At 70.2% G+C, this 23,121-nt stretch carries 23 protein-coding genes; 10 read left to right on the top strand and 13 right to left on the bottom strand.

The genetic code is table 11. The features are described from left to right. Position 1: 1 nt before the first annotated feature. Positions 2–706 carry a ThuA domain-containing protein gene (locus tag MME74_RS01990; protein ID WP_267416976.1) on the top strand — a complete coding sequence of 235 codons (705 nt, stop codon included), beginning with the start codon at positions 2–4 and terminating at the stop codon, positions 704–706. Positions 707–812: 106 nt separating this feature from the next. On the opposite strand, the gene MME74_RS01995 is transcribed toward MME74_RS01990, so the two are convergent. Beyond that, a complete protein-coding gene (locus MME74_RS01995; protein ID WP_267416977.1) occupies positions 813–1,655 on the bottom strand; it encodes an alpha/beta fold hydrolase in 843 nt (280 codons plus the stop codon). Positions 1,656–1,751: 96 nt separating this feature from the next. Between MME74_RS01995 and MME74_RS02000 the strand changes: the two genes are divergently transcribed. After that, positions 1,752–2,318, top strand: a complete 567-nt coding sequence (locus tag MME74_RS02000; RefSeq protein WP_267416979.1) for a TetR/AcrR family transcriptional regulator — start codon at positions 1,752–1,754, stop codon at positions 2,316–2,318. Positions 2,319–2,419: 101 nt separating this feature from the next. Next, positions 2,420–3,211 (top strand): tryptophan-rich sensory protein, encoded by a 792-nt coding sequence (locus MME74_RS02005; protein ID WP_267416980.1) that lies wholly within the window; start codon positions 2,420–2,422, stop codon positions 3,209–3,211. Positions 3,212–3,273: 62 nt separating this feature from the next. Here the strand turns inward: MME74_RS02005 and MME74_RS02010 are convergent, their stop codons facing one another. The 6 genes from MME74_RS02010 to MME74_RS02035 all read right to left on the bottom strand — a co-directional run bounded on the left by MME74_RS02010 (position 3,274) and on the right by MME74_RS02035 (position 11,231). Then, positions 3,274–3,945 (bottom strand): response regulator, encoded by a 672-nt coding sequence (locus MME74_RS02010; protein WP_267416981.1) that lies wholly within the window; start codon positions 3,943–3,945, stop codon positions 3,274–3,276. Further along, on the bottom strand, positions 3,942–6,503 hold the full coding sequence (locus MME74_RS02015; protein ID WP_267416982.1) for an ATP-binding protein: 2,562 nt from the start codon (positions 6,501–6,503) through the stop codon (positions 3,942–3,944). Before MME74_RS02015 ends, MME74_RS02010 begins: the two co-directional genes overlap by 4 nt. Then, complete coding sequence (gene kdpC / locus MME74_RS02020; protein WP_267416983.1) at positions 6,500–7,102, bottom strand: potassium-transporting ATPase subunit KdpC; 603 nt, start codon at positions 7,100–7,102, stop codon at positions 6,500–6,502. Before kdpC ends, MME74_RS02015 begins: the two co-directional genes overlap by 4 nt. Positions 7,103–7,177: 75 nt before the next feature. Next, positions 7,178–9,460 (bottom strand): potassium-transporting ATPase subunit KdpB, encoded by a 2,283-nt coding sequence (gene kdpB / locus MME74_RS02025; protein ID WP_267416984.1) that lies wholly within the window; start codon positions 9,458–9,460, stop codon positions 7,178–7,180. A gap of 2 nt (positions 9,461–9,462) precedes the next feature. Further along, a complete protein-coding gene (kdpA, locus tag MME74_RS02030; RefSeq protein ID WP_267416985.1) occupies positions 9,463–11,142 on the bottom strand; it encodes a potassium-transporting ATPase subunit KdpA in 1,680 nt (559 codons plus the stop codon). Beyond that, positions 11,142–11,231: a potassium-transporting ATPase subunit F gene (locus MME74_RS02035; protein WP_036292752.1), complete on the bottom strand. Its 90-nt coding sequence runs from the start codon at positions 11,229–11,231 to the stop codon at positions 11,142–11,144. The genes kdpA and MME74_RS02035 overlap by 1 nt, the downstream gene beginning before the upstream one ends. A gap of 292 nt (positions 11,232–11,523) precedes the next feature. Here MME74_RS02035 and MME74_RS02040 point away from each other — a divergent pair, with 292 nt between their 5' ends. From MME74_RS02040 to MME74_RS02050, 3 genes are all read left to right on the top strand, one after another. After that, positions 11,524–11,748 carry a hypothetical protein gene (locus tag MME74_RS02040; protein WP_267416988.1) on the top strand — a complete coding sequence of 75 codons (225 nt, stop codon included), beginning with the start codon at positions 11,524–11,526 and terminating at the stop codon, positions 11,746–11,748. A gap of 97 nt (positions 11,749–11,845) precedes the next feature. After that, a complete protein-coding gene (locus tag MME74_RS02045) occupies positions 11,846–12,352 on the top strand; it encodes a hypothetical protein (RefSeq protein ID WP_267416990.1) in 507 nt (168 codons plus the stop codon). Between the two features lie 82 nt (positions 12,353–12,434). Continuing rightward, positions 12,435–13,598: an SLC13 family permease gene (locus MME74_RS02050; RefSeq protein WP_267418505.1), complete on the top strand. Its 1,164-nt coding sequence runs from the start codon at positions 12,435–12,437 to the stop codon at positions 13,596–13,598. Between the two features lie 22 nt (positions 13,599–13,620). On the opposite strand, the gene MME74_RS02055 is transcribed toward MME74_RS02050, so the two are convergent. Then, entirely contained in the window at positions 13,621–14,565 is a 945-nt protein-coding gene (locus MME74_RS02055) for an alpha/beta fold hydrolase (RefSeq protein ID WP_267416991.1), read from the bottom strand. A 149-nt stretch (positions 14,566–14,714) separates the two neighbouring features. On the opposite strand from MME74_RS02055, the gene MME74_RS02060 reads away from it, so the two are divergent. Next, positions 14,715–15,167, top strand: a complete 453-nt coding sequence (locus MME74_RS02060) for a hypothetical protein (RefSeq protein ID WP_267416992.1) — start codon at positions 14,715–14,717, stop codon at positions 15,165–15,167. 7 nt (positions 15,168–15,174) lie between these two features. Here MME74_RS02060 and MME74_RS02065 read toward each other — a convergent pair whose 3' ends face one another. Both MME74_RS02065 and MME74_RS02070 read right to left on the bottom strand, forming a co-directional pair. Then, positions 15,175–15,780, bottom strand: coding sequence for an FMN-binding negative transcriptional regulator (locus MME74_RS02065; protein ID WP_267416993.1), 606 nt, complete (start codon positions 15,778–15,780; stop codon positions 15,175–15,177). Continuing rightward, the gene (locus tag MME74_RS02070; protein ID WP_267416994.1) at positions 15,780–16,736 is read right to left on the bottom strand and encodes a DMT family transporter; all 957 of its coding nucleotides are present in this window, start codon (positions 16,734–16,736) and stop codon (positions 15,780–15,782) included. The genes MME74_RS02065 and MME74_RS02070 overlap by 1 nt, the downstream gene beginning before the upstream one ends. Here MME74_RS02070 and MME74_RS02075 point away from each other — a divergent pair. Continuing rightward, positions 16,735–18,141 (top strand): PLP-dependent aminotransferase family protein, encoded by a 1,407-nt coding sequence (locus MME74_RS02075; protein WP_267416995.1) that lies wholly within the window; start codon positions 16,735–16,737, stop codon positions 18,139–18,141. The genes MME74_RS02070 and MME74_RS02075 overlap by 2 nt on opposite strands. A gap of 15 nt (positions 18,142–18,156) precedes the next feature. Here the strand turns inward: MME74_RS02075 and MME74_RS02080 are convergent, their stop codons facing one another. Both MME74_RS02080 and MME74_RS02085 read right to left on the bottom strand, forming a co-directional pair. Further along, positions 18,157–18,546 (bottom strand): hypothetical protein, encoded by a 390-nt coding sequence (locus tag MME74_RS02080; RefSeq protein WP_267416996.1) that lies wholly within the window; start codon positions 18,544–18,546, stop codon positions 18,157–18,159. A 35-nt stretch (positions 18,547–18,581) separates the two neighbouring features. Further along, positions 18,582–20,687, bottom strand: a complete 2,106-nt coding sequence (locus MME74_RS02085) for an APC family permease (RefSeq protein ID WP_267416997.1) — start codon at positions 20,685–20,687, stop codon at positions 18,582–18,584. 83 nt (positions 20,688–20,770) lie between these two features. Here MME74_RS02085 and MME74_RS02090 point away from each other — a divergent pair, with 83 nt between their 5' ends. Beyond that, complete coding sequence (locus tag MME74_RS02090; protein ID WP_267416998.1) at positions 20,771–21,868, top strand: VanZ family protein; 1,098 nt, start codon at positions 20,771–20,773, stop codon at positions 21,866–21,868. Here MME74_RS02090 and MME74_RS02095 read toward each other — a convergent pair. Continuing rightward, complete coding sequence (locus tag MME74_RS02095) at positions 21,831–22,190, bottom strand: nuclear transport factor 2 family protein (RefSeq protein ID WP_267416999.1); 360 nt, start codon at positions 22,188–22,190, stop codon at positions 21,831–21,833. The two genes, MME74_RS02090 and MME74_RS02095, sit on opposite strands and share 38 nt — an antisense overlap. Before the next feature lie 107 nt (positions 22,191–22,297). Here MME74_RS02095 and MME74_RS02100 point away from each other — a divergent pair, with 107 nt between their 5' ends. Continuing rightward, on the top strand, positions 22,298–23,032 hold the full coding sequence (locus tag MME74_RS02100; RefSeq protein WP_267417000.1) for a GTP pyrophosphokinase: 735 nt from the start codon (positions 22,298–22,300) through the stop codon (positions 23,030–23,032). Positions 23,033–23,121 lie beyond the last annotated feature (89 nt).

Raw genomic sequence — 23,121 nt, forward strand, 5'->3', positions numbered from 1 at the left:
CATGGTCGATGCGCTCATCCTCACGGGGACCGGACGGTACGCCGATCCGTGGCACCCGTATCCGGAGACCAGTCCGCTGCTGGCCGAGCTCGTGCGCGCCGCCGGCTTCTCCCCGCGGATCGAGACCGATGTCGACGGAGCCCTGCGTCGACTCGACGACGGCGTGCGGCTGCTCGTCGTCAACGCGGGCGACCCCGAGGGCCCGGATGCCGGCGATCCGACCGATGCGCAGGCGCCGGGGGTCGAGCGGGAGGAACCGGTCGCGTCCCTCGCGGAGGGGGATGCCGCCCTCGCGGCCGGGCTCGAACGCGGCATCGGCATCCTCGCGGTGCACTCGGCGGCGGCGAGCCTGCGCGACTACCCGAGCTACGAGCGCGCCCTCGGCGGACGATGGGTGCGCGGTCGGTCGTGGCATCCGGACTTCGGCGCGGCGCAGGTGCGGCTGGATCCGGAGCACCCGCTCGCCACCGGGCTGCATGACTTCGCCGTCGACGACGAGCGCTACACCGACCTCCGGCTGGATGCCGAGATCGACCGGCTGGCGTGGCACGAGCACGACGGCGTGCGGCATCCGCTCGTATGGACGCGCGAGCTCGGCCCGTCGAGGGTGGCCTACGACGCGCTCGGGCACGACTCGCGCTCGTATGCGTCGGCGGGTCATCGCGAGCTGCTCGCCCGCACCCTGCGGTGGCTGCGCGAGGTCTGACCCGACGCCGAAACGGAGACGATCCGCCCGCTCGTCGGCGTGTCATCGAGTGACATGCCGACGGCGAGGCGGATCGTCTCCGTTTCAGCCGGAGCGTCGAGCGGGACTACTTCGCCAGGAAGTCCTTCAGCGCGGCGTTGACCTCGTCGGCGTGGGTCCAGAGGAGGCCGTGCGGCGCGCCCTCGACCTCGACGTAGTCGGCCGCGGGCACGGCCTGGTGGAACCGGCGGGCGGTCGCGTCGATCGGGAGGATGTTGTCCTTCGTGCCGTGCAGGATCAGGGTGGGCTTCGCCGCGGCGGCCACGGCCTCGACGTCGGCGCGGAAGTCCTCGATCCAGGACGACACGACGGCGTAGGCGGCGACGGGGGCGCTGCCGATGGCGACGTTCCAGCTGCCGGTCACGGCCTCCTCGCTGATGCGCGATCCGAGGTTCTCGTCGAGGTTGTAGAAGTTCTTGTAGAAGTCGGTGAACCAGGCGAAGCGGTCGCCCTTCGCCGCGGCCTCGATCCCGTCGAAGACCTCCTGCGGCACGCCCTCGGGGTTGTCGTCGCGCTGCACCAGGAAGGGCTCGAGCGAGGCGAGGAAGGCCAGCTTGGCGACGCGCTCGTGTCCGTAGCGGCTGACGTAGCGGGCGAGCTCCCCGGTGCCCATCGAGAAGCCGACGAGCACGACGTCACGCACGTCGAGGGTCTCGAGCACCGTGTTCAGGTCGGCGGCGAAGGTGTCGTAGTCGTACCCGGCGTTCACCTTCGAGGACTGCCCGAAGCCGCGACGGTCGTAGGTGATGACGCGGTAGCCCTGGTCGAGCAGCTCGCGCGTCTGGCGCTCCCAGCTGTGGCCGTCGAGCGGGTAGCCGTGGATCAGGACGACGGGCTGGCCGGCTCCCTGGTCTTCGTAGTAGAGCTCGATCGGGGTGCTGTTCTCGTTGCCGACGGTGATGTAGCCCATGATCCTGATCCTTTCGGTCCCGGTGAGAACGATCGTTCTCGCTCGATATGACCAACATAGAGAACGTACGTTCTCGTGTCAAGTAAACTTCTGGGTATGACCGAAGACGAGGCTCGCGAGCGCATCCTCACCGCCGCGGAGGAGCTCTACTACCGCAAGGGGTATGCGGCTGTCGGGATGGACGAGCTGCGCCAGTCCGCCGGCGTGTCGCTGCGCCGCCTGTACTCGCTCTTCCCCGCGAAGACCGACATCGTCGCCGCCGTGCTCGCGCGCAAGCACGCCGAGTGGGAGGCGGGGCTCTCCGCCGCGGTGGCCGATGCCGGTGACGACCCCCGCGCCCGCCTCCTCGCGGTCTACGGCTACCTCGAGAACTGGTTCTGCGCGGACGACTTCCGGGGGTGCGCGTTCATCAACGCCTTCGGGGAGCTCGGCGGGACGAATCCGGATGTCGCCGAGATCGTCCGCGCGCACAAGGCGTCCTTCCAGGAGTACATGGCCGCGCTCGTCGCCGAGACCGGTGCGCCCGATGCGCTCGCGGCGCAGCTGTCGATCCTCGCGGAGGGGGCGCAGAGCACGGCCGCGATCTCCGCGGATCCCGCCGTGGCCGTCCAGGCGCGCGGGGCCGCCGAGGTCCTCGTCGACGCGGCGTTCGCCCGGGTCTGAGCGGGATCCGCAGTCCGCGGATTGGCTAACCTGGTTAGCGAAAGCGTTTCGCGGTGTCAACCCCGGTGCGGTTCGGCCCCTGCGCCCGTAGCCTTCGGGACATGGAATCACGGACGAGGGGCATCGCCCGGCAGAGCCTGATCATCGCGGCGGCGTCGTTCATGCTGATCGCGGCGTCCGTCGGCGCCGGGGCGTTCGGCGGGGCGTCGGTCGACGATCTCCAGGACGGTGCGCTCTCCGCGCAGGGCTCCTACCTCGCTCCCGCCGGTCCCGCATTCTCGATCTGGTCGCTGATCTACCTCGGCCTGATCGCCTACACGGTGTGGCAGGCGTTCCCGGCGCAGCGACAGGACCCGCGGCAGCAGGCCGTGGGCGGATGGATCGCCGTGTCGATGGTGCTGAACGGCCTCTGGCTCGTGACAGCCCGGTATCTCTCCCTCTGGCTGACGGTGGTCGTGATCGCGCTGCTGCTGGCGGTTCTCGCGCGGGTCATCGTGGTGCTGGGGCGCTTCCCGGCGCGCAGCATCGCCGACCGCGTGCTGACCGACGGAGCGAACGGCCTGCACTTCGGCTGGGTCACGATCGCGACCGTCGCCAACACGGCCGCCTGGCTGACGCAGATCGCTCCCGACGGCTGGGCGCAGCAGGCGGACGTCTGGGCCGTTGCCGTGCTCGTCGTGGTCCTGGTGATCGGCGCCGCCGCGGCGTGGGTGACCGGCCGCCTCGCCCCTGCCCTTGCGACGGCCTGGGGTCTGGTGTGGCTCGCGATCGGTCGCCTCACCGGGCAGCCGGAGAGCACCCCCACCGCGGTCGCCGCGATCGTCGTGGCCGTGGCGCTGGTGGCCGTGGCGGTCATCGCGTCGGTGCGCCGGCGGGCTCGCGTACGGCGCTGACACCTCGCATCGGAAGGCGCGGGGGACGGCGCCAGCGGGTGCCGTCCGGGGCATCCGGCCCCTCAGAGCACGAGGCGGTAGCCCATCCCGGTCTCGGTGAGCAGATGCGCGGGAGCGCCCGGCTCCTGCTCGAGCTTCTTGCGCAGCTGTGACATGTACAGCCGCAGGTAGCCCGAGTCGGACACCTGCTCGCTGCCCCAGATCTCCTTGAGCAGGTCCTGCCGGGTGACCAGGGCGCCGGGGTGCCGCGACAGGTGCTCCAGCATCCGCCACTCCGTCGGGGTCAGATGCACGCGCGTGCCGCCACGGGTCACGGTCTTCGTGGCGAGGTCCACCACCACGTCGCCGAACGTCACGGCCGACTCCCCGTTCGCCGGCACGGATCGACGCGAGAGCGCCCGCAGCCGGGCGAGCAGCTCGTCGACCTGGAAGGGCTTCGTCACGAAGTCGTCGGCCCCCGCGTCCAGGGCCTCGACCTTGTCGGCGGAGCCCGTGCGGCCGGACACCACGATGATCGGCACGTTCGTCCATCCGCGCAGCGCCTGGATCACCTCGATGCCGTCGAGCCGCGGCATCCCGAGGTCGAGCATGATGAGGTCGGGATGCGTCTGCGCGGCCGCGGCGATCGCGGCGGCACCGTCGGCGGCCACCACGACCTCGTACCCGTGGGCGGCGAGGGTGATCCGCAGCGCCCGCACCATCTGCGGGTCGTCGTCGGCGATGAGGAGCTTCACTCCGTCCCCTCCGTGTCGGTGAGCCCTGCGCCGAGCGGCAGGGAGATGACCATGGTGAGTCCGCCGCCAGGGGTGTCCTCGGGTGTCAGGGTACCGCCCATGCCCTCGGTGAAACCGCGCGACAGGGCGAGTCCGAGACCGAGTCCCGTCGTGTTGTCGGTGTCGCCGAAGCGCTGGAACGGCTGGAAGATGCGGTCCCGTCGCTCGGGGGAGACGCCCTCCCCGCGGTCGATCACCCGGATCTCCGCGTGGTCGCCGAGCGCGCTCGTGGAGATGATCACCCGGCTGCCGTCCGGGGCATGGCGATGCGCGTTGGCGAGCACGTTGACCAGCACGCGCTGCAGCAGCACGGGGTCGGCGAACACGGGCGGCAGATCGGGGTCGAGGGCGAGTTCGACGTCGGCCGGTCCGAGTCCGAGCTCGTCGACCGCGGCGAGAACGGTGCCGGCCGCGTCCATCCGCGAGGCCGAGACGGCGAGCACTCCCGCCTGCACGCGGCTGACGTCGAGCAGGTCGGTGACCAGCGTCGACAGGGTCGCGAGGCTCTCGTCGGCCGTGGCGAGCAGCTCCTCGCGATCGGAGGCCGAGAGTTCGTGGGCGCCGCGCAGCCCGCCGATCGCCGCGACGGCCGAGGCCAGCGGGCGCCGGAGGTCGTGACTCACGGCCGAGAGCAGGGCGCTGCGCACCTGGTCGGTCTCGGCGAGGGCCTCGGCCTCGCTGGCGGTCGCCCGCAGGTCGGTGTGCTCGATCGCGGCGGACAGCTGCGCGACGATCGCGTCGAGCAGTCGCCGCTCGGGTCCGGCGAGCGCCTCGCCGTTGAGCTCGAGCACCGCGCGGGGGCCGCCGCCGGGGCCGATGCCGACCGGGATCGTGGTGGCGCGGCCGTCCGCCACCGGCTCCCCGTCGCTCGCGAGCACCTCGCCGTCGGGCGCGAGCAGTCGCACACCACTGAGTCCGAACGCCTCCCGGGTGCGGCTCACCAGGGCCAGCACCGCGTTGTCGCCGCGCAGCACGTTGCCCGCGACGGCGGCGAGCAGCTCGGCCTCCGCGGCGGCGCGCTGGGCGATGCGGGCGCGCCGGGCCGCCTGGTCGACGATGAGGCTCACCAGGATCGCGATCACGACGTACAGCGTGAGGGCGAGCACGTGCAGCGGGTGGGCGATCGTGATGGTGAACAGCGGGGCGACGAACAGGAAGTCGAGCGTGATCCCCGACAGCACCGCGGCGAACACCGCCGGGCGGATGCCGCCGATGAGGGCGACCACGACGACGAGGAGCTGGTAGGCGAGCACCTCGGCCGTGATCGACTCCGGACTGCGGAACGTGAACATCACCCAGGACAGCAGCGGTCCGAAGACGAGCGCGACCGCGAAGCCGAGCACCTGACGTCGCCACCCGAGCGCGCCGCCTGTCATCCGCGGCAGGGCCAGCCGTCCACCCGCGGCGGCGTGCGTCACGATGTGCACGTCGATGTCGCCGGAGCGGCGGATCACCTCCGAGCCGATGCCGGGCCCGGTGAGCGCGGCGGTGAGCCGACCGCGCCGGCTGACGCCGATCACGAGCTGGGTGGCGTCGGCTCCCTGCGCGAACTCGACCAGGGTGGCGGGGATGTCATCGCCCACGACCTGGTGGTAGGTGCCGCCGAGCGATTCCACGAGGGCGCGCTGCGCGGCGAGTGCTCCGGGTGTCTCGTCGCGCAGTCCGTCCTGCGCCGTGACGTGCACGGCGAGCAGCTCTCCGCCGGCGGAGCGAGCGGCGATCCTCGCACCTCGCCGCAGCAGGGTCTCGCCCTCCGGCCCGCCGGTGAGCGCGACGACGACCCGCTCCCTGGCCTGCCACGTGCCCTCGATGCCCTGCTCGGCGCGGTAGGTGCGCAGGGCGCTGTCGACCTCGTCGGCGAGCCAGAGCAGAGCGAGCTCGCGCAGGGCGGTCAGGTTGCCGAGCCGGAAGTAGTTCGACAGCGCGGCGTCGATCCGCTCGGCCGGATACACGAGCCCGGCGGAGAGCCGATCGCGCAGGGACTGCGGAGCGAGGTCGACCACCTCGACCTCGTCCGCGGCCCGCACCACGGCATCCGGGATCGTCTCCTGCTGCGCGATGCCCGTGATCTTCTCGACCACGGCGTTGAGCGATTCGATGTGCTGCACGTTCACCGTGGTGATCACGTCGATGCCGGCATCGAGCAGGTCGTCGACGTCCTGCCAGCGCTTCCGGTGTCGCGAGCCGGGACTGTTGGTGTGTGCGAGCTCGTCGACGAGCGCGATCTCCGGGGCGCGGGCGAGCACGGCATCGAGGTCGAGCTCGGTGAGGGCGACGCCACGGTGGTCGTCGATGCGACGGGGGACCTCGGGCAGCCCGACGGTCTGCGCCAGGGTGGCCGCGCGCTCATGCGTCTCGACGATCGCGATGACGACGTCGTGGCCCTCCTCCCGCAGCCGACGTCCTTCGGCGAGCATCTCGAACGTCTTGCCCACGCCGGGAGCCGCGCCCAGCAGGACGCGAAGGCGTCCGCGGCGCGGCTGCTCGGGTGTCGAGCGATGCGTCCGATCTGCGCTCACGCGCCCTCCCCGTCATCCAGAGCGAGGTTGAGTTCGGCGACGTTGATGCGCTCTTCGCCGAGGAATCCCAGATCCCGCCCTTGAATCCTAGACTCCACGAGGCCGCGCACCTTCTGTTCCGAGAGGCCGCGCGCCTCGGCCACGCGCGGCACCTGGAGCAGGGCGTAGGCGACGCTGATGTGCGGGTCGAGGCCCGAGCCGGAGGCGGTGACCGCATCGGCGGGGACCTCGGACGGATCGACGCCCTCGCGCTCCGCGATCGCGGCCTTGCGCTCGCTGATGGCGGCGACGAGGTCGGGGTTCTCGGGGCCGAGGTTGCTGCCGCTGGAGCCGGCGCCGTCGTAGCCGTCACCGGCTGCGGAGGGCCGTGACTGGAAGTACTCGGGCAGGGCATCGCCGTCGGCATCCGTGAAGGACTGGCCGATCAGCGCGCTGCCCCGGTCGCCGGGCAGGGGCGAGCCGTTCGCCTGTCCGGGGAGCGCGAGCTGACCGATCCCGGTGACGAGGAGCGTGTACCCGACGCCGAGCACGAGGGTGAGGACGAGCATCGCGCGGATGGCGACCCCGGTGGTGCGGAGGGTGATGCGAGAGGAGGACATGTGATGCCTTTCAGAGCTGACCGGTCGTTGAGCGAGCGAAGCGAGACGAAACGCAGAGACGAAACGCAGGCCCGGTCAGAAGCCCGGGATGAGGCTGACGACGAGGTCGATGAGCTTGATGCCGATGAACGGTGCGATCACACCGCCGAGGCCGTAGATGAGCAGGTTGCGCTGCAGGATCTGGGCGGCGCTCGCCGGGCGGTACTTCACACCGCGCAGGGCGAGTGGGATGAGGAAGACGATCACGATCGCGTTGAAGATGATCGCGCTGGTGACGGCGGATGCCGGGGAGTGCAGCTGCATGATGTTCAGCGCCGCGAGGCCGGGGAAGACCCCCATGAACATCGCCGGGATGATGGCGAAGTACTTCGCGATGTCGTTCGCGAGCGAGAACGTGGTGAGTGCTCCGCGCGTGATCAGCAGTTGCTTGCCGATGCGGACGATGTCGATCAGCTTGGTCGGATCCGAGTCGAGGTCGACCATGTTGCCGGCCTCCTTCGCGGCCGAGGTGCCGGTGTTCATCGCCACGCCGACGTCGGCCTGGGCGAGGGCCGGAGCATCGTTGGTGCCGTCGCCCGTCATCGCGACCAGGCGTCCGCCCTCCTGCTCGCGGCGGATGAGGGCCAGCTTGTCCTCCGGCGTCGCCTCGGCCAGGAAGTCGTCGACGCCGGCCTCCGCGGCGATGGCCTTCGCGGTCAGCGGGTTGTCGCCGGTGATCATGACCGTGCGGATGCCCATGCTGCGCAGCTCGTCGAAGCGCTCGCGCAGGCCGTCCTTCACGATGTCCTTGAGGTGCACGACGCCGAGGACGCGTCCGTCGACGGGGCGTCTCGTCTCGCTGCGCTCGCTCGACGACCGGGCCTCGGCCGACCGGGCACCGTCCGACAGCGCATCGTCCGACCGGGCATCGTCCGACCGGGCATCGGTCGTTGAGCGAGGAGCGGAGCGACGAGACGAAACGTCCGCACCGCGAACGGCGACGACGAGGGGAGTGCCGCCGCTGGAGGCGACGGAGTCCGTGCGGGCCGTCAGCTCCGCATCCTCCGCGTCGAGCCCGAGCCAGGCCCGCACCGCGGAGCCGGCGCCCTTGCGGATCTGCGTGCCGTCCGCCAGGTCGAGTCCGCTCATGCGGGTCTGCGCCGTGAACGGGACGACCACCGCATCCTCCGGGGCGATGACCCGGATGCCGTGCGCGGCGGCGAGCTCGACGATCGAGGCGCCCTCGGGGGTCGGATCCGCGAGCGATGACAGCGCCGCGACGCGCAGCAGCTCGTCGGCGTCGATGTCGGGGAGGGGCAGCACCTCGTGCGCGCGGCGGTTGCCGTAGGTGATGGTGCCGGTCTTGTCGAGCAGCAGCGTGGTGACGTCGCCGGCGGCCTCGACCGCGCGTCCGGACATCGCGAGCACGTTGCGCTGCACGAGCCGGTCCATGCCGGCGATGCCGATGGCCGACAGCAGGGCGCCGATGGTGGTCGGGATGAGGCAGACGAGCAGGGCGATCAGCACCGGGATGCTGACGGGCGATGCGGCGTACGACGCGATCGGGTTCAGCGCGAGCACGACGACCAGGAAGATGATCGAGAGGCTGGCGAGCAGGATGTTCAGGGCGATCTCGTTGGGCGTGCGCTGACGGCTGGCGCCCTCGACGAGCGCGATCATCCGGTCGACGAAGGTCTCGCCGGGCTTCGAGGTGATGCGCACGACGATCCGGTCGGACAGCACGCGGGTGCCGCCGGTCACGGCACTGCGATCGCCGCCGGATTCGCGGATCACCGGAGCGCTCTCGCCCGTGATGGCCGACTCGTCGACGGTCGCGATGCCCGAGACGATGTCGCCGTCGCCGGGGATCAGCTCGCCGGCGGTGACGATCACGACGTCGTCGCGCTGCAGCTCGGCCGAGGAGACCTGGGTGGTCGCGGCGTGCTCGGCGGCGGCATCCGCTCCCTGGTCGTAGGCGACCACCCGCCGGGCCATGGTGCTGGTGCGGGTCTTGCGCAGGCTTGCGGCCTGGGCTTTGCCGCGGCCCTCGGCCACCGACTCGGCGACGTTCGCGAACAGGACCGTGAGCCACAGCCACGCGGCGATGCCCCACGTGAACGGTGCAGGGACCGGCGTCCCGCCGGAGTCGGCGGGGCCGCCCAGGAACGGCTCGGCGATCGCGAGCACGGTGGTGAACGCGGCGCCGACCCAGACGAGGAGCATGACGGGGTTGCGGACCAGTGCCGCCGGGTTCAGCTTGCGCAGGGCCCCGGGGAGCGCCTGCACGAGCTGTGCCCAGCCGAAGGAGCGGGGGTGCTGCGCGGGCGGCTCGGTCGTCGAGTGATCGGCGGGAGTCGAGGCGTCGGTGATGAGGGTCATGGTCAGACGAGTCCTTCAGCGAGGGGGCCCAGTGCGAGCACGGGGAAGTAGGTGAGCGCCGTCACGACGACCGTCACGGTGAGGAGGAGGCCGACGAACTGCGGCCGGTGGGTGGGCAGTGTGCCGGTGGTGGCCGGGACGCGCTCCTGCGCCGCGAACGAGCCGGCCAGTGCCAGCACGAGCACGATGGGGAGGAAGCGTCCGAGGAGCATGGCGACGCCGAGCGCGGTGTTGAACCACGGGGTGTTCGCGGTGAGTCCGGCGAACGCCGAGCCGTTGTTGTTCGCGGCCGAGGTGAACGCGTAGAGCACCTCGCTCATGCCGTGCACGCCCGGGTTCAGGATGCTGGTGGACTCCACGTCCTCCCGGATGCCGGGGATCGCGAAGCTCAGGGCGGTGCCGCCGAGGACCAGAGTCGGGACGACGAGGATGTACAGGCTCGCGAGCTTGATCTCCCGCGGCCCGATCCGCTTGCCGAGGTACTCGGGTGTGCGTCCGACGAGCAGCCCGCCCACGAAGACGGCGATGATCGCGAGCACGAGCATCCCGTAGAGACCCGAGCCGACCCCGCCGGGGGCGACCTCGCCGAGCATCATGTTCAGCATCGGCATCATGCCGCCGAGTGACGTATAGGAGTCGTGCATCGAGTTGACCGCGCCGGTGGAGGTGAGCGTGCTGGCGCTGCCGAACAGCGTCGAGCTGAGGATGCCGAAGCGCACCTCCTTGCCCTCCATCGCCGCGCCGGCGAGCTCGGGGGCGGTGCCGCGGCCGGCCAGCTCGAGGGCCGAGAGCGCGAACGTCGAGATGAGGAAGAGCGTGCCCATGACGGCCGCGATCGCGTAGCCCTGTCGGTGGTCGCCGATCATGCGGCCGAACGTGCGGGGGAGCGCGAACGGGATGACGAGGATCAGCAGCACCTGCACGAGGTTCGTGAAGCCGATCGGGTTCTCGAAGGGATGCGCGGAGTTGGCGTTGAAGAAGCCGCCGCCGTTGGTGCCGAGCAGCTTGATCGCCTCCTGTGAGGCGACCGGTCCGCCCGGGATCGTCTGCGTGCCGCCCGACACCGTGGTGACATCGGTGAAGCCCGCGAAGTTCTGGATCACGCCGCCGGCCAGGAGGGCCACCGCGCCGATCAGGGCGAGCGGGAGCAGCAGACGCCCGAGACCGCGGATGAGGTCGACCCAGAAGTTCCCGATCGTCGACGAGCCGCGGCGGGCGAGTCCGCGGATCAGCGCGATCGCGATCGTGAGACCGACGGCCGCCGACACGAAGTTCTGCACCGTGAGCCCGGCGAGCTGCACGGTGTAGCCCATGGTCTGCTCCGGCGAGTAGGACTGCCAGTTGGTGTTGGCCACGAACGAGGCTGCGGTGTTGAACGCCAGCCCCTCCGGCACGGCAGGGAGCCCGAGCGACTGGGGCAGGAACGCCTGGAGTCGCTGCAGTCCGTAGACGAGCAGGACGCCGACGACCGAGAAGGCGAGCACGCTGCGGGCGTAGGCGCGCCAGGTCTGCTCGGAGGACGGGTCGACGCCGATGAGTCGGTAGACGCCGCGCTCGACCCGGAGGTCGCGCGCCGAGGTGTACACGTGGGCGATGTAGTCGCCCAGGGGGCGGTAGAGGAGTACGAGCACGACCACGACGGCCGTGATCTGCAGGATGCCGAACCAGACGGACGCGTCCATCAGAACCTCTCCGGTGCGACGAGCGCGACCACGAGGTAGACGACGGCGGCGACGGCGAGGACGGCGGCCAGGATCTCGAAGACGATCATGCGCGATCCACCCCCTTCGCGACCAGGGACACGAGGGCGAACAGCGCGAGAGTCAGCGCGATGTAGATGATGTCGAGCACGGAGTCGATACAACTCCCGCACAGCGCTCGCGGCTGCCATCCTCACGCTTCCCCTACGCCTCCGGAGCGGATGCATGCGGGTTGCTCACAGCGGCCGTGCTCCCGTGGCCGCCGAGCGCACCCGCCGCCACCGCGCACAGACATATCGCGAATCGTCACTCCGTCCTCGCATGAGGACATAGAGTGTTCGTGCGGAGACCGGAGGTGCATCGATGACTGCTGTCGACCTGTTCTACGACGATCTCGACGCGTGCGCTGCCGACCTCACGGAAGCGGCGACGCAGCTCCAGCTCGACGCGTCCCGTCTCCGCGGCGATGATCCGGGCGTCGGGGCTCCCCTCGGCCGGTATCAGCTGAAGGCGGAGCTGAACCGCAGGATGGATCAGCCTACCGGGACGTCCCGGTCAGGCTCCCGCCCGATTACCTCCGGGTGCTGACCGAGAATCACACCCTCATCGCGACGGATGATCCGGACAACAGGGGCGCGCTGCAAGACATGCGAAGGCTGGTCCAAGAGTGACGTGGTTGGCGAGGATGGCGACTGTCGGCACCTTGGCTCTCGTGCTGGCACTGGCTGGATGCGCGCAGCCGCAGACGCAGCATCCTGAGAAGGCAGAGAGCAGCATGACCTGGGAAGAGGCGAAGGCGGCCGCGAAAGCCAAGACCTTGGAGATCGTGGCGCTCATTCCGAGCGAGGACGTCGTCAGCGTGGATCAGCATGAGACCGGATCATTGTTCAGCTGCGATGAGACTCGACATGCCTGGACCGGAATCACCTATGTGACGCTGGTCTCCGGCGCCGACATCGAGGCCATCACAAAACAGGTGGAGAAGCAGCTGGCGGATCTGCTTCGTGACCGAGGTGATTTCGAGGTGACGAATCGGCGGGACATCTTCGACGATTACGCCGTCACCGCGCAGTCGACGACTACGGCCGAGGCCTACCTCCTCGGTGCGAGTGAGCCCGGGGCGATTGCGATCGATGCGTGGTCGGTGTGCTTCACGCTTCCGGAGGGTACGTACCCCGGCGGGAGCTTCTGATCCGTGCCTGCCGTCGGCATGACCGCGGCCGCGCTCGAGGCCGACCGAGCGGGTCTATGCTCGCGAGGTGAGTGCGCGACGGGTGCGGATCAGCGCGGGGATGGTGGTCGTCCTCGCGCTCGCGGCGCTGGCCGTCGTGACGGTCGCCACGGGCCTGCTGCCGCGGGCGGATGCGGGAGCTCTCGGGCTGCGGATAGCGCCGGTCCTGGGGTTCGTCGTGGCGATCACGATCGTCGCCGAACTCGCCCGCGACGCCGCGGTGTTCGATGTCGTCTCGCAGCGGCTCGCCCGGTGGGGTCGAGGCCGCGTGCTCGCGCTGTGGGCGCTCGTCGTGGCGCTCGCCGTGGTGAGCACCGTGTTCCTGTCCCTCGACACGACGGCTGTGATCGTCACCCCGGTCGTCGTGGTCCTCGCGCAGAGCATCGGCGTCTCACCCCTGCCGTTCGCCTTGGCGACCGTCTGGCTCGCCAACACGGCATCCCTCGCGCTCCCGGTGTCGAACCTCACCAACCTGCTCGCCGCCCCCGCGATCGGCGACGGACCCGGAGCCTTCATCGCGCTGAGCTGGGCACCGACGCTCGTCGGCATCCTCGTCCCCGTCGCGATCCTGACGATCCTGCACCGGCGCACGGTGTTCGGCACCTACGAGACGCCGGTGCCGCGGCGGCCCGCCGATCCGACGCTGTTCTGGAGCGCCACCGGCATCCTCCTCGTGCTCATGCCGTTGCTCGCCCTCACGCACGATGTGTGGATCCCGGCCACGGCGGCCGCCCTCGCGCTGATCATCCTGTTCGCGGTGCGGCGACGGCGGGCCCTGCGCCTCTCACTCGTCCCGTGGCAGGCGCTCGCGCTCGCCGCGTCGCTGTTCGTGCTGGTCGAGGCCGCGCATGCGCAGGGTCTCCTCGACTTCCTGACCTCGCCCACCGCGAACGGCGACTCTCCCGGCGACCTCTTCCGGCTGGCCGCGCTCGGGGCCGTGAGTGCCAACGCGATCAACAACCTCCCGGCATACCTCGTGCTCGAGCCGGCCGCGGGCGATCCCGTCGCGCTCATGGCCCTGCTGATCGGCGTGAACGTCGGCCCGCTCATCACCCCGTGGGCCTCGCTCGCGACGCTGCTCTGGCACCACCGGATCGTGGCCCTCGGGGTCACGATCCGGTGGAGTCGCTTCATGCTCTGGGGAGTGGTGGCCGCCGTCCCGACCGTGCTCGCCGCCGTGCTCGTCCTGATGCTCGTCTCGGGCTAGCGCTCGGAGCACGGGCAGCCGGTCAGTCGGTCGCGAGCGAATCCAGGAAGGCGCGCGTCTGGGCTGCCAGCTCGGGCGACTGCGTGTGGTGGAGGTAGTGACCGCCGTCGATCCTGACGACCTCGCCGCGGTCGACGCTCGCGGCCTGGACCTCGTGCAGCTCCAGCCATCCGGGAACCTCGGCATCCTCGTCCGCCACGAACAGCAGCACGGGAAGGTCGGCCGGGAACGTCAGTCCGCTGACCGCGGCGAAGTTGGCGGGGGCGTTGTCCATCTCGTCCAGCAGGGTCGGGGCGGCCGCGTTCCTCGCGCTGAGCACCTGCATCTGCTCCTTCGTCTCGTCGTCGTAGGGCAGCCCCTCGTAGGGGTCGCCGGCGATCCCGCTCAGCACGCGGGTCAGGCCGAGAGTCGAGAGGGTACTGATGACCGAGGTCGGGATCGGCTCGTCCCATCCGGGCTGGTCGGGCACGCTGCTGTCGATGCCCACGAAGGCCGAGACCTCGTCGGCGTAGGCGGCCGTGTAGGCGAGGGCGTAGATGCCCGAGATCGAGTGCCCCATCAGCACGTACCGGTCGACGCCGAGCTCCTGGAGCGCCGCGTGCACCTCGCGGGTGATGTTGTCGGCGGTGCGCGCGACGTCGGTCTGGTCGCTGAGTCCGGTGCCGAACGGCTCCACCGCGACGACCCGGTACGTGTCCTGCAGCTCCGCGATCAGCGGCTGGAAGTCGAGAGCCGGCGCTGCCGTGCCGAGGCCGGGGAGGAGCACGATGGTCTCGTCGCCGTCACCCGCCACCACGACGTTCATGGACTTCCCGTCGACGGTCACCGATTCGCCGTAGGGGGTGAAGACGGAGGCCTCGACCTTCGTGGCGATCACGTTGCCGATCGCGGTCGCCGCTATGGCGAGGACAGGGACCGCCACGATGGCTCCGACGGTGATGAGGGCGACTTTCCAAGGCTTGCGCATGGTGCTCTTTCTGGATCACGGATCCGGGTTCCCGCATCCGTGATCCAGTCCACTTCACTCCTGCGTTCGCGGGAAGTGTCGCCCCGTCATCGTCTGCGGTGACTTGTGTCATGGACGCGGTCGGCCGACCGGACTGACAGGATGGCGGCATGGGTGTTCTCTACGACTACTTCTCCGCGCCGAACGACGAGGAGGCCGCGAAGGTCCTCACGGTCGAAGGAGGTCCCGGTGCGCCGGACTCCGGGTACGACGCCGTGGCTCTCAAGGGCATCGACCCCGTCGTGCAGCTCGGCACGCTCGAGTCGCTGCTGACCGCGACCCCGTATGACGATGTGATCGACGACCCGCGCAGCGGCAGCATGCTCGCGGCGGGCGAGGACTACGAGCAGTTCGTGGTCACGCTCACCGGCTCCCTGGTGGCCGCGCTCGCGGCGGCCGACGACGAGGGTCTCGCGCAGGTGGCGGCGCCCTGGTCGGAGACCGACGAGTTCGGCGGGCACGTGTCTCCGGAGGAGCTGACGCCGGTACTGAGAGACCTGGCCGCGCTCGCACGCCGCGCCGAGTCGTCGGGCGCGCTCGTCTACTGCTGGGTCTGCGTGTAGCTGCCCGTCATTCCGGTCCTCGCACGCGTCGCATCTCCGCCGCGAGCGCTCCATTGGTCTCCGTGAACCGCGTGGCGATGTTCTCGCGCACCTCCGGCGTCTTGTTCTGGCTGAGCTTGGCGCGCGCATCGAAACGGGTGACGCGCATCTGCAGACCGACCGTGCCCTTCGCCGCGCGGCGGGTACCCTCCTCGTCCTCCGACAGGCTGCGGCCGTGCGGCTGCCGGCTCTCGAAGTGGTCGGTCAGCCGGGCGAGCATGGCGTAGTTCTCCTCCTCGCTGAGGATCTCGGGGACGCCGTACAGGTGTGCGGTCACGTGGTTCCACGTCGGAACCAGGTCGCCGGGCGCGTACAGGCTCGATGACACGTAGTCGTGCGGCCCCTGGATGATCACGAGCACCTCGTGCCGGCCGAGCTCGTGGAGCTGCTCGTCCGGTCGCCCGAAGTGACTGGCGATCACGATGTCGTCCTCGTCCTCGAGCAGCAGGGCGGGGTAGTGCGAGGCGACGAGTCCGCCGCTCGCGGGGGACACGAACGTCGCCCAGGGATTTCCGCGGATGAGGCGCTTGACCTCTTCCGGGTCGGTCATCAGGTAGCGGGGTGTGTGGCGCATCAGGACTCCTTCTCCTCGGTGGACGATCGGTTCGTTCGGCGGCGGTCGATCAGACGGGTGCGCACGGCGAGTGCGGCGCAGGCGATCACGGCGAGTCCGCCGACAGCGGTGGCCCAGCCGATCGGCTCGTGCAGCAGCAGGGCGGCCCAGGCGATGCTCATCACGGGCTGGACGAGCTGGATCTGACTCACCTGCGCCATCGGTCCGATCGCGAGCCCGCGGTACCAGGCGAAGAAGCCGAGGAACATGCTCACCGCGGCGAGGTAGGCGAACGCGAGCCACTGCACCGGCGTCGCGGTGGGTGGCTGCTGCACGGCCGACGCCACGGTCAGCACGGTCATCAGGGGAGCGGCGACGATCAGCGCCCACGACACCGTCTGCCAGGATCCGAGTTCGCGCGCGAGCAGGCCGCCCTCCGCGTAGCCGATCGCCGCGGCGGCGACGGCACCGAACAGCAGCAGGTCGGCACCGGTGAGCGATCCGAGTCCGCCGTTCTGCAGCGCGGCGAACACGACGGCGGCGACCGCTCCGAGGATCGCGAAGACCCAGAACGAGCGGGCCGGGCGTTCCCGGGTGCGGAGCACCACGGCAACCGCGGTGGCGGCGGGAAGCAGCCCGATCACGACCGCGCCGTGACTGGCCGGTGTCGCGGTCATGGCGAACGAGGTCAGCAGCGGGAAGCCGATCACGACCCCGCCGGCGACGACGGCGAGACGCCCCCACTGCGCCTTCGTGGGTGGGCTCTGACGGGTCGCGGCCAGGGCGATGCCCGCGAGGAGGGCTGCGACGACCGCGCGCCCCGACCCGATGAACAGCGGTGAGAGCCCGCCGATCGCGATGCGCGTGAACGGGAGGGTGAAGGAGAAGGCGGCGACGCCGAGGAGCCCCCACCAGAGTCCCGCACGGGTTGATAGCACTGGTCGCGTCGAGTCGATAACGCTACTCTGTTCTTTCATGAGTCAGGATAGCAGTGATCGGATCGTCGCCGGGGTCCGTGCGTGGATCGCCACCGCATCCCCGGGCGCGCGGGTCCCGTCGAATCGCGCGCTCATGGCGGAGTACGGGGCGAGCCCGGTGACCGTGCAGAAGGCGATGCAGCACCTCGTCCGGCTCGGGCTGGTCGAGTCGCGGCCCGGCGCGGGGACGTTCGTCCGTGCCGTCCCCACCGCTCGCGCGGTCGACTACGGCTGGCAGACCGCCGCGCTCGGCACCGCGCCCGCCGGACTCGCCGGCCTGTCGTCGACACAGCGCACCGTCGCACCCGACGCGATCGGGCTGCACTCGGGCTATCCCGCGGTCGACCTGTTGCCGGAGCGTCTCGTGCGCCAGGCGCTCGTGCGCGCCGCACGCACCGATGCGGCGCTGACCCGCTCTCCGGCCGCCGGGCTGCCCGAACTCCAGGCGTGGTTCGCGGGTGAGCTCGCAGCCGCTGCTCCCGCAGGCGTCACCCCGGCCTCGGCGCGGGATGCCCTGATCATCTCCGGGAGTCAGAGCGGGCTGAGCTCGATCTTCCGCGCGGTCGTGGGTGTCGGCCAGCCGCTGCTGATCGAGTCGCCGACGTACTGGGGCGCGATGCTCGCGGCCGCACAGGCCGGGGTGGTCCTGGTGCCGATCCCGTCGGGCCCGCATGGACCGGACCCGGACGATGTCGAGCGCGCGTTCGTCCAGACCGGGGCTCGGGCCTTCTACGCGCAGCCGACGTTCGCCAATCCGACGGGCGCGCAGTGGCCGATCGCGACGGGCCAGGCCGTGCTCGAGACCGTGCGTCGTCACGGCGCCTTCCTGATCGAGGACGACTGGGCGCACGACCTCGGGATCGACGCCGACCCGCGTCCGATCGCCGCCTCCGACGACGACGGTCACGTCGTCTACCTGCGCTCCCTCACCAAGAGCGCCTCGCCCGCCCTGCGCGTCGCGGCCGTGATCGCCCGAGGCCCGGCCCGAGACAGGATCCTCGCCGACCGCGCGGCCGAGTCCATGTACGTGAGCGGGCTGCTGCAGGCCGCTGCGCTCGACGTGGTCACCCAGCCCGCTTGGCGCACGCACCTGCGCGGGTTCCGTGAGCATCTGCGGGTGCGTCGCGACCTGCTGATCTCGAGCCTCGCCGCGCATGCTCCCGCGGCACACGTGGAGGGTGTCCCGGTGGGCGGCCTGAATCTGTGGGTGCGGCTGCCCGAGGGGACGGACGTCGTGCAGGTCGTCCGTGCGTGCGAGGTGCGCGGACTGATCATCGCGCCGGGGTCCGAGTGGTTCCCGGCGGAGCCCTCCGGCTCCTATGTGCGTCTCAACTACGCGAACGCCGACCCCGGTCGGTTCGCGGAGGCGGCCGGCATCCTCGGTGCCGTGCTCGACGGCGTCTGACGGCGCTCCGCCACGTCAGGCGAAGGCGGTTCCGAGGAGCAGGAGTATCGCCGTCGCCCCGACGATGTAGATGAGGAACATGATCGTGGAAGCGATGGTGACGCCGGCGAAGAACCGGTAGAGACGATCCTTGCGGTCGATGCCGTCGAACGACCTCACCCATGCCGTGAAGACGATGACGAACACGGTGATGACGCCGAGGGCGATGCCGAACCCGGTGCTGAATCCCCAGATCTGCGGGAAGAGGAAGGGGAGAACTCCGGTGCGTGTGGTGGCGCCGATCGTGGCCAACACCAGCCCGACCACGTTGACGGCCGTGAGGGGCCACAGCCACCGGTGCTTCGGGCGCGCGCGCTCCGTTGCACCGTGCGCGTCGTGCGGAGCAGGAGAGGGCTGCGAGCTCATCGGTCCAGCGTACGGGCCCGACCTGCCGGATCCGACTACTCCTGCGGCGGGCCGGCCGGCCGGTGAGCCCGCCGACCGTTCACGACCACGGGCCGTCCGGCACGCTCCTGGCCGGGCAGCGGGCGGGAGCGACGGCCGTAGATGAGCTCGGACGAGTCGAGCAGCCACGGCACGAGCGTGATCGACACCCCGTGCACGAGCATGAGCTGGTTGGCGAGGCGGCGGGCGCGACGGTTGTGCAGGAACGACTCCCACCAGTGGCCGACGATGTACTGCGGCAGATAGACCGTCACGACCGAGGAGCCGTGCTTCTGCCGATACTGCTTGATGAACTGCGTCACGGGCTGCGCGAACGAGCGGTACGGCGACTCGACGATCACGAGCGGGATCGGCACGAGGTGGTCCGCCCACTCGCGCTGCACCTTCGCGGCGTCGTCGGCCGAGACGGCCACGTGCACGGCGAGTGTCTTGTCGTGCTTCGCGGCGATGGCGTAGTCGATGGCCTTCATCACGGGCTTCTGCAGGTGGTTCACCAGCACGATCGCCACGTCGCCGGACGCACCGAACTTGGTGGTGTCGTCGATCGCGATCTCGTGCTCGACGTCCCGGTAGTACCGCTTCACCCCCAGCATCAGGAACGCGAGGATCGGGATCGCGAAGAAGACCAGATAGGCGCCGTGCGTGAACTTGGTGATCGTCACGATCACGAGGACGAGCACGGTCATCACGGCACCGGCCGAGTTGATGATGAGCCCGATCTTGGCCGAGCGGCGATCGGCTGCCGAGGCGCCGTCGATCCCCGAGCCCGCCGTGTCCTCCGCCGGTCCTCGCAGCACGCGCCGCCAGTGCCGCACCATGCCGATCTGCCCGAGCGAGAACGACACGAAGACACCGATGATGTACAGCTGGATCAGGGTGGTGAGACGGGCCTGGAAGACGATGAGCACCGCGATCGCGGCGATGCCGAGGAGGATCATGCCGTTCGAGAACACGAGGCGGTCGCCGCGGGTGTTGAGCGACTTCGGGGCGTAGCCGTCGCGGGCGAGTACGGCGCCCAGCAGGGGGAAGCCGTTGAACGCGGTGTTCGCGGCGAGCAGCAGCACGCACGCGGTCGCAGCCTGCACGATGAAGAACGCGATGCTCCCCCCGCCGAACGTCGCCGCGGCGATCTGCGCCATGAGGCTCGGCTGCGGGGTGGTGCAGTCGAACCCGATCAGGTCGCAGGGGTTCTCGGCGTAGTGCACGCCGGTGATCAGCGCGAGGGCGGTGAGTCCGGCGAACAGGCAGATCGCGATCGACCCCATCAGCACCAGTGTCGACTGGGCGTTGCGCACCTTGGGTGCGCGGAAGGCGGGCACGCCGTTCGAAACGGCCTCGACGCCGGTGAGGGCCGAGCATCCGCTCGAGAACGCGCGCAGGATCAGCAGGATCACGGCCGCCTGGCCGAGGCTCTCGGCCTGCACCGTGAAGTCGTGGCTCGAGGCGACGGGCGCATCGCCGAGGAAGGTGCGGATGAGGCCGGTCACGATCATGATGCCGACCGACCCGATGAACACGTAGGTGGGGATCGCGAAGACCAGGGAGGCCTCACGCACCCCGCGGAGGTTCACGACGATGATGAGGATCACGAAGCCGACCGCGAGTTCGACGCGGAAGGGGTCGAGGCCGGGGACCGCCGAGATGATGTTGTCGACACCGGAGGCGACCGACACGGCCACGGTCAGCACGTAGTCGACCAGGAGCGCGGCGGCGACGATCACACCCGGGATCTCGCCGAGGTTCTTCGACGCGACCTCGTAGTCCCCACCGCCCGACGGGTACGCCTTGATGAGCTGCCGGTAGCTGAGCACGACCACGATCAGCAGCACCACGACCGCGATGGCGACGAGCGGCGTGAACGACAGGAACGTGAGTCCGCCGATCAGCAGGATCATCACGAGTTCCTGCGGGGCGTAGGCCACGGAGCTCAGCGCATCCGACGCGAAGATCGGCAGAGCCATCCGCTTCGGGAGCAGCTGGTCGTCGACCTGCTGGCTCGTCAGCGGTTCTCCGATGAGGATGCGCTTGGCGAGCGGCGGAGCGTCCGCGCCCTCCCTGTTTTCGTCTGACACGTCCGGCGACACTACGCCTCCTGATGGCATCCTCATGCGATCCTCACGGAATCCCTACGCGTGGATGCGCCGTCCTCACGAAATCCTTACGGGCAAAGCTACACTGGCACGCTGTGGAAGATCAGGTGCTGCTCGGGTTCATCGCCATCGCGATCGGAGTGGCTTTCGGCATCCTCCTCTTCGTGCCGTTCGTGGCGATCAGCTACCGCCGGCGTGGGCGCCTCGGCCTCGGACGAACGCTGCTCTGGCTGGCGGCGCTGATCTACTTCTGGGCGATCTGGACGTACACCCTGCTTCCCCTGCCCGACCCCGACACGATCCGCTGCGTCGGGGCGATCACCGATCCGATGTCCGTGGTGCGCGACGTGCGGACGGCGCTCGCGGCCCCGGGGAATCCGCTGCGGCATCCGGCACTGCTCCAGCTGGTGTTCAACGTGCTGCTGTTCCTGCCGCTCGGGTTCTTCATCCGGGTGCTGGCCGGCCGCGGCATCCTGGTCGCGTTCGCCGCCGGGTTCGGTCTGTCGCTGCTGGTGGAGACGACGCAGCTGACCGGCGTGTGGGGGATCTATCCCTGCGCGTACCGCTTCTTCGACGTGGGCGACCTCATGACGAACACGCTCGGCGCGGTCATCGGCTGCATCCTCGCGCTGGTCGTCCCGCGGTCGCTGCGCGGTGCCCAGGCGAGTCCCGACGCCGACCGTCCGCGGCCGGTCACCCGCGGACGCCGGGCGCTCGCCATGCTGTGCGACGCGCTCGCCTACGGATTCCTCAGCGTGGGAGTCGGCGTCACGGTCCAGGTCTGGCTGGAGTACGTGGTCGACGACCGTGCGGCCGTGCTCGACGGCGGTCTCGCATCCGCGGCGGGAACCATCGTCCCCTCGGGCGTCTTGCTGCTGCTGATCCTGATCGGCGGACGCTCGGTCGGCGACATCGCGGTGCAGCTCCGGTACGCCGGGTCGCGTCTGCCCGCACCGTTCGCGCGCCTCCTCCGCTGGGCGGGCGGCATCGGCGGTGTCGGCGCCCTCGCGCTGCTCGGGGGATGGTTCGACGTCGCCTCGTCGGTCCTGATCCTCGTCGCGATCGTGCTGCTGTTCACCACCCGCTACGGGCGCGGGCTCCCCGGCATCCTCTCCGGCCAGCACCTCTCCGATGCCCGGGCGAATGCGGCTGCGGTCACGCCTCGTGCGGGCGGGGCAGGTACCACTCCGTGAACTCCGTCGCGCGACCGTCGGGTGCGAGCCGGATGATCCAGAGGTTGAGGTAGTCCCGCTCGGCCGGATACTCGGTGCGACCCTGGACCACCACGAAGCCGTCGACCTCGTGGAGGATCTCCCACGCGAACGTCCAGGTGCCCGGTTCGTCGAGGTCGTCGAGCCAGCCGGCGACGATCGCCTCTCGCCCGACGCGCGGCTCGGAGTCGGGACTCGTGAGGTAGCGGGCGTCGTGGCTGAACAGCGCCCCGATCCGCTCCGGGTCGTTCGACTGCCACGCCTCGATGTACGCCCTGGTCCAGTTCTCGCCTGCTGTCGTCATGTGCTCCGTTCTAGAGCGCCTCGGCGGCGGCGTCAACCCGTTCGTGAACCGTAGGGACAGGGGGGATCCACAGCGGTTTCCGATCACGAACCCGTAACGTCGAGGGCATGACGACCGTTCACGTCACCGAGGACACGATCAACCAGGCCCGCGAGCTGCGCGACGAGCTGCAGCGGTTCCTGCGCGAGTACGAGTTCGGGATGCGGGAGGTCGAGACGAAGATCTCGATCCTGCGCGACGAGTTCACGCACGACCACGCCTACAACCCGATCGAGCACGTGAAGAGCCGGCTCAAGTCGCCGGACAGCATCGTCGAGAAGATCGCCCGCAAGGGCATCGAGGAGCCCGACTTCGATCGCATCCGCACCGAGATCACCGACATCGCGGGCGTCCGGGTCACCTGCAGCTTCGTCGCCGACGTGTACCGCCTGTTCGACCTGCTCACCGCGCAGGACGACATCACGGTGCGCACGGTCAAGGACTACATCGCGCACCCGAAGGCCAACGGCTACAAGAGCCTGCACGCGATCATCGAGGTGCCCGTGTTCCTCTCCACCGGTGCCCTGTCGGTGCCGGTCGAGGTGCAGTTCCGCACGATAGCGATGGACTTCTGGGCGAGCCTCGAGCACAAGATCTACTACAAGTTCTCGAACCAGGTGCCCTCGCACCTCGTCGACAGCCTGTCCGATGCCGCGGATGCCGCCGCCGAGCTCGACAGCCGCATGGAACGCCTGCACCGCGAGGCGCACGGCATCCCGCTGCGCCAGCTCGCGCCGCCTCCTCCTCCCGCGCCGCCGGCGATCCCGGACGCCCCCACCGATCCGCGGGTCGTCGGGGTCTAGACGGCGCGAGACCGCGCGAGACTCCGCCTCCCCCTCCACCCCTGCCGAGACATCGGAGCAGCGGGCGCGGCAGCGGGGGTGTCGACCGT

Source organism: Microbacterium oxydans, assembly GCF_026559675.1.
Taxonomy (GTDB): Bacteria; Actinomycetota; Actinomycetes; order Actinomycetales; family Microbacteriaceae; genus Microbacterium; species Microbacterium oxydans_D.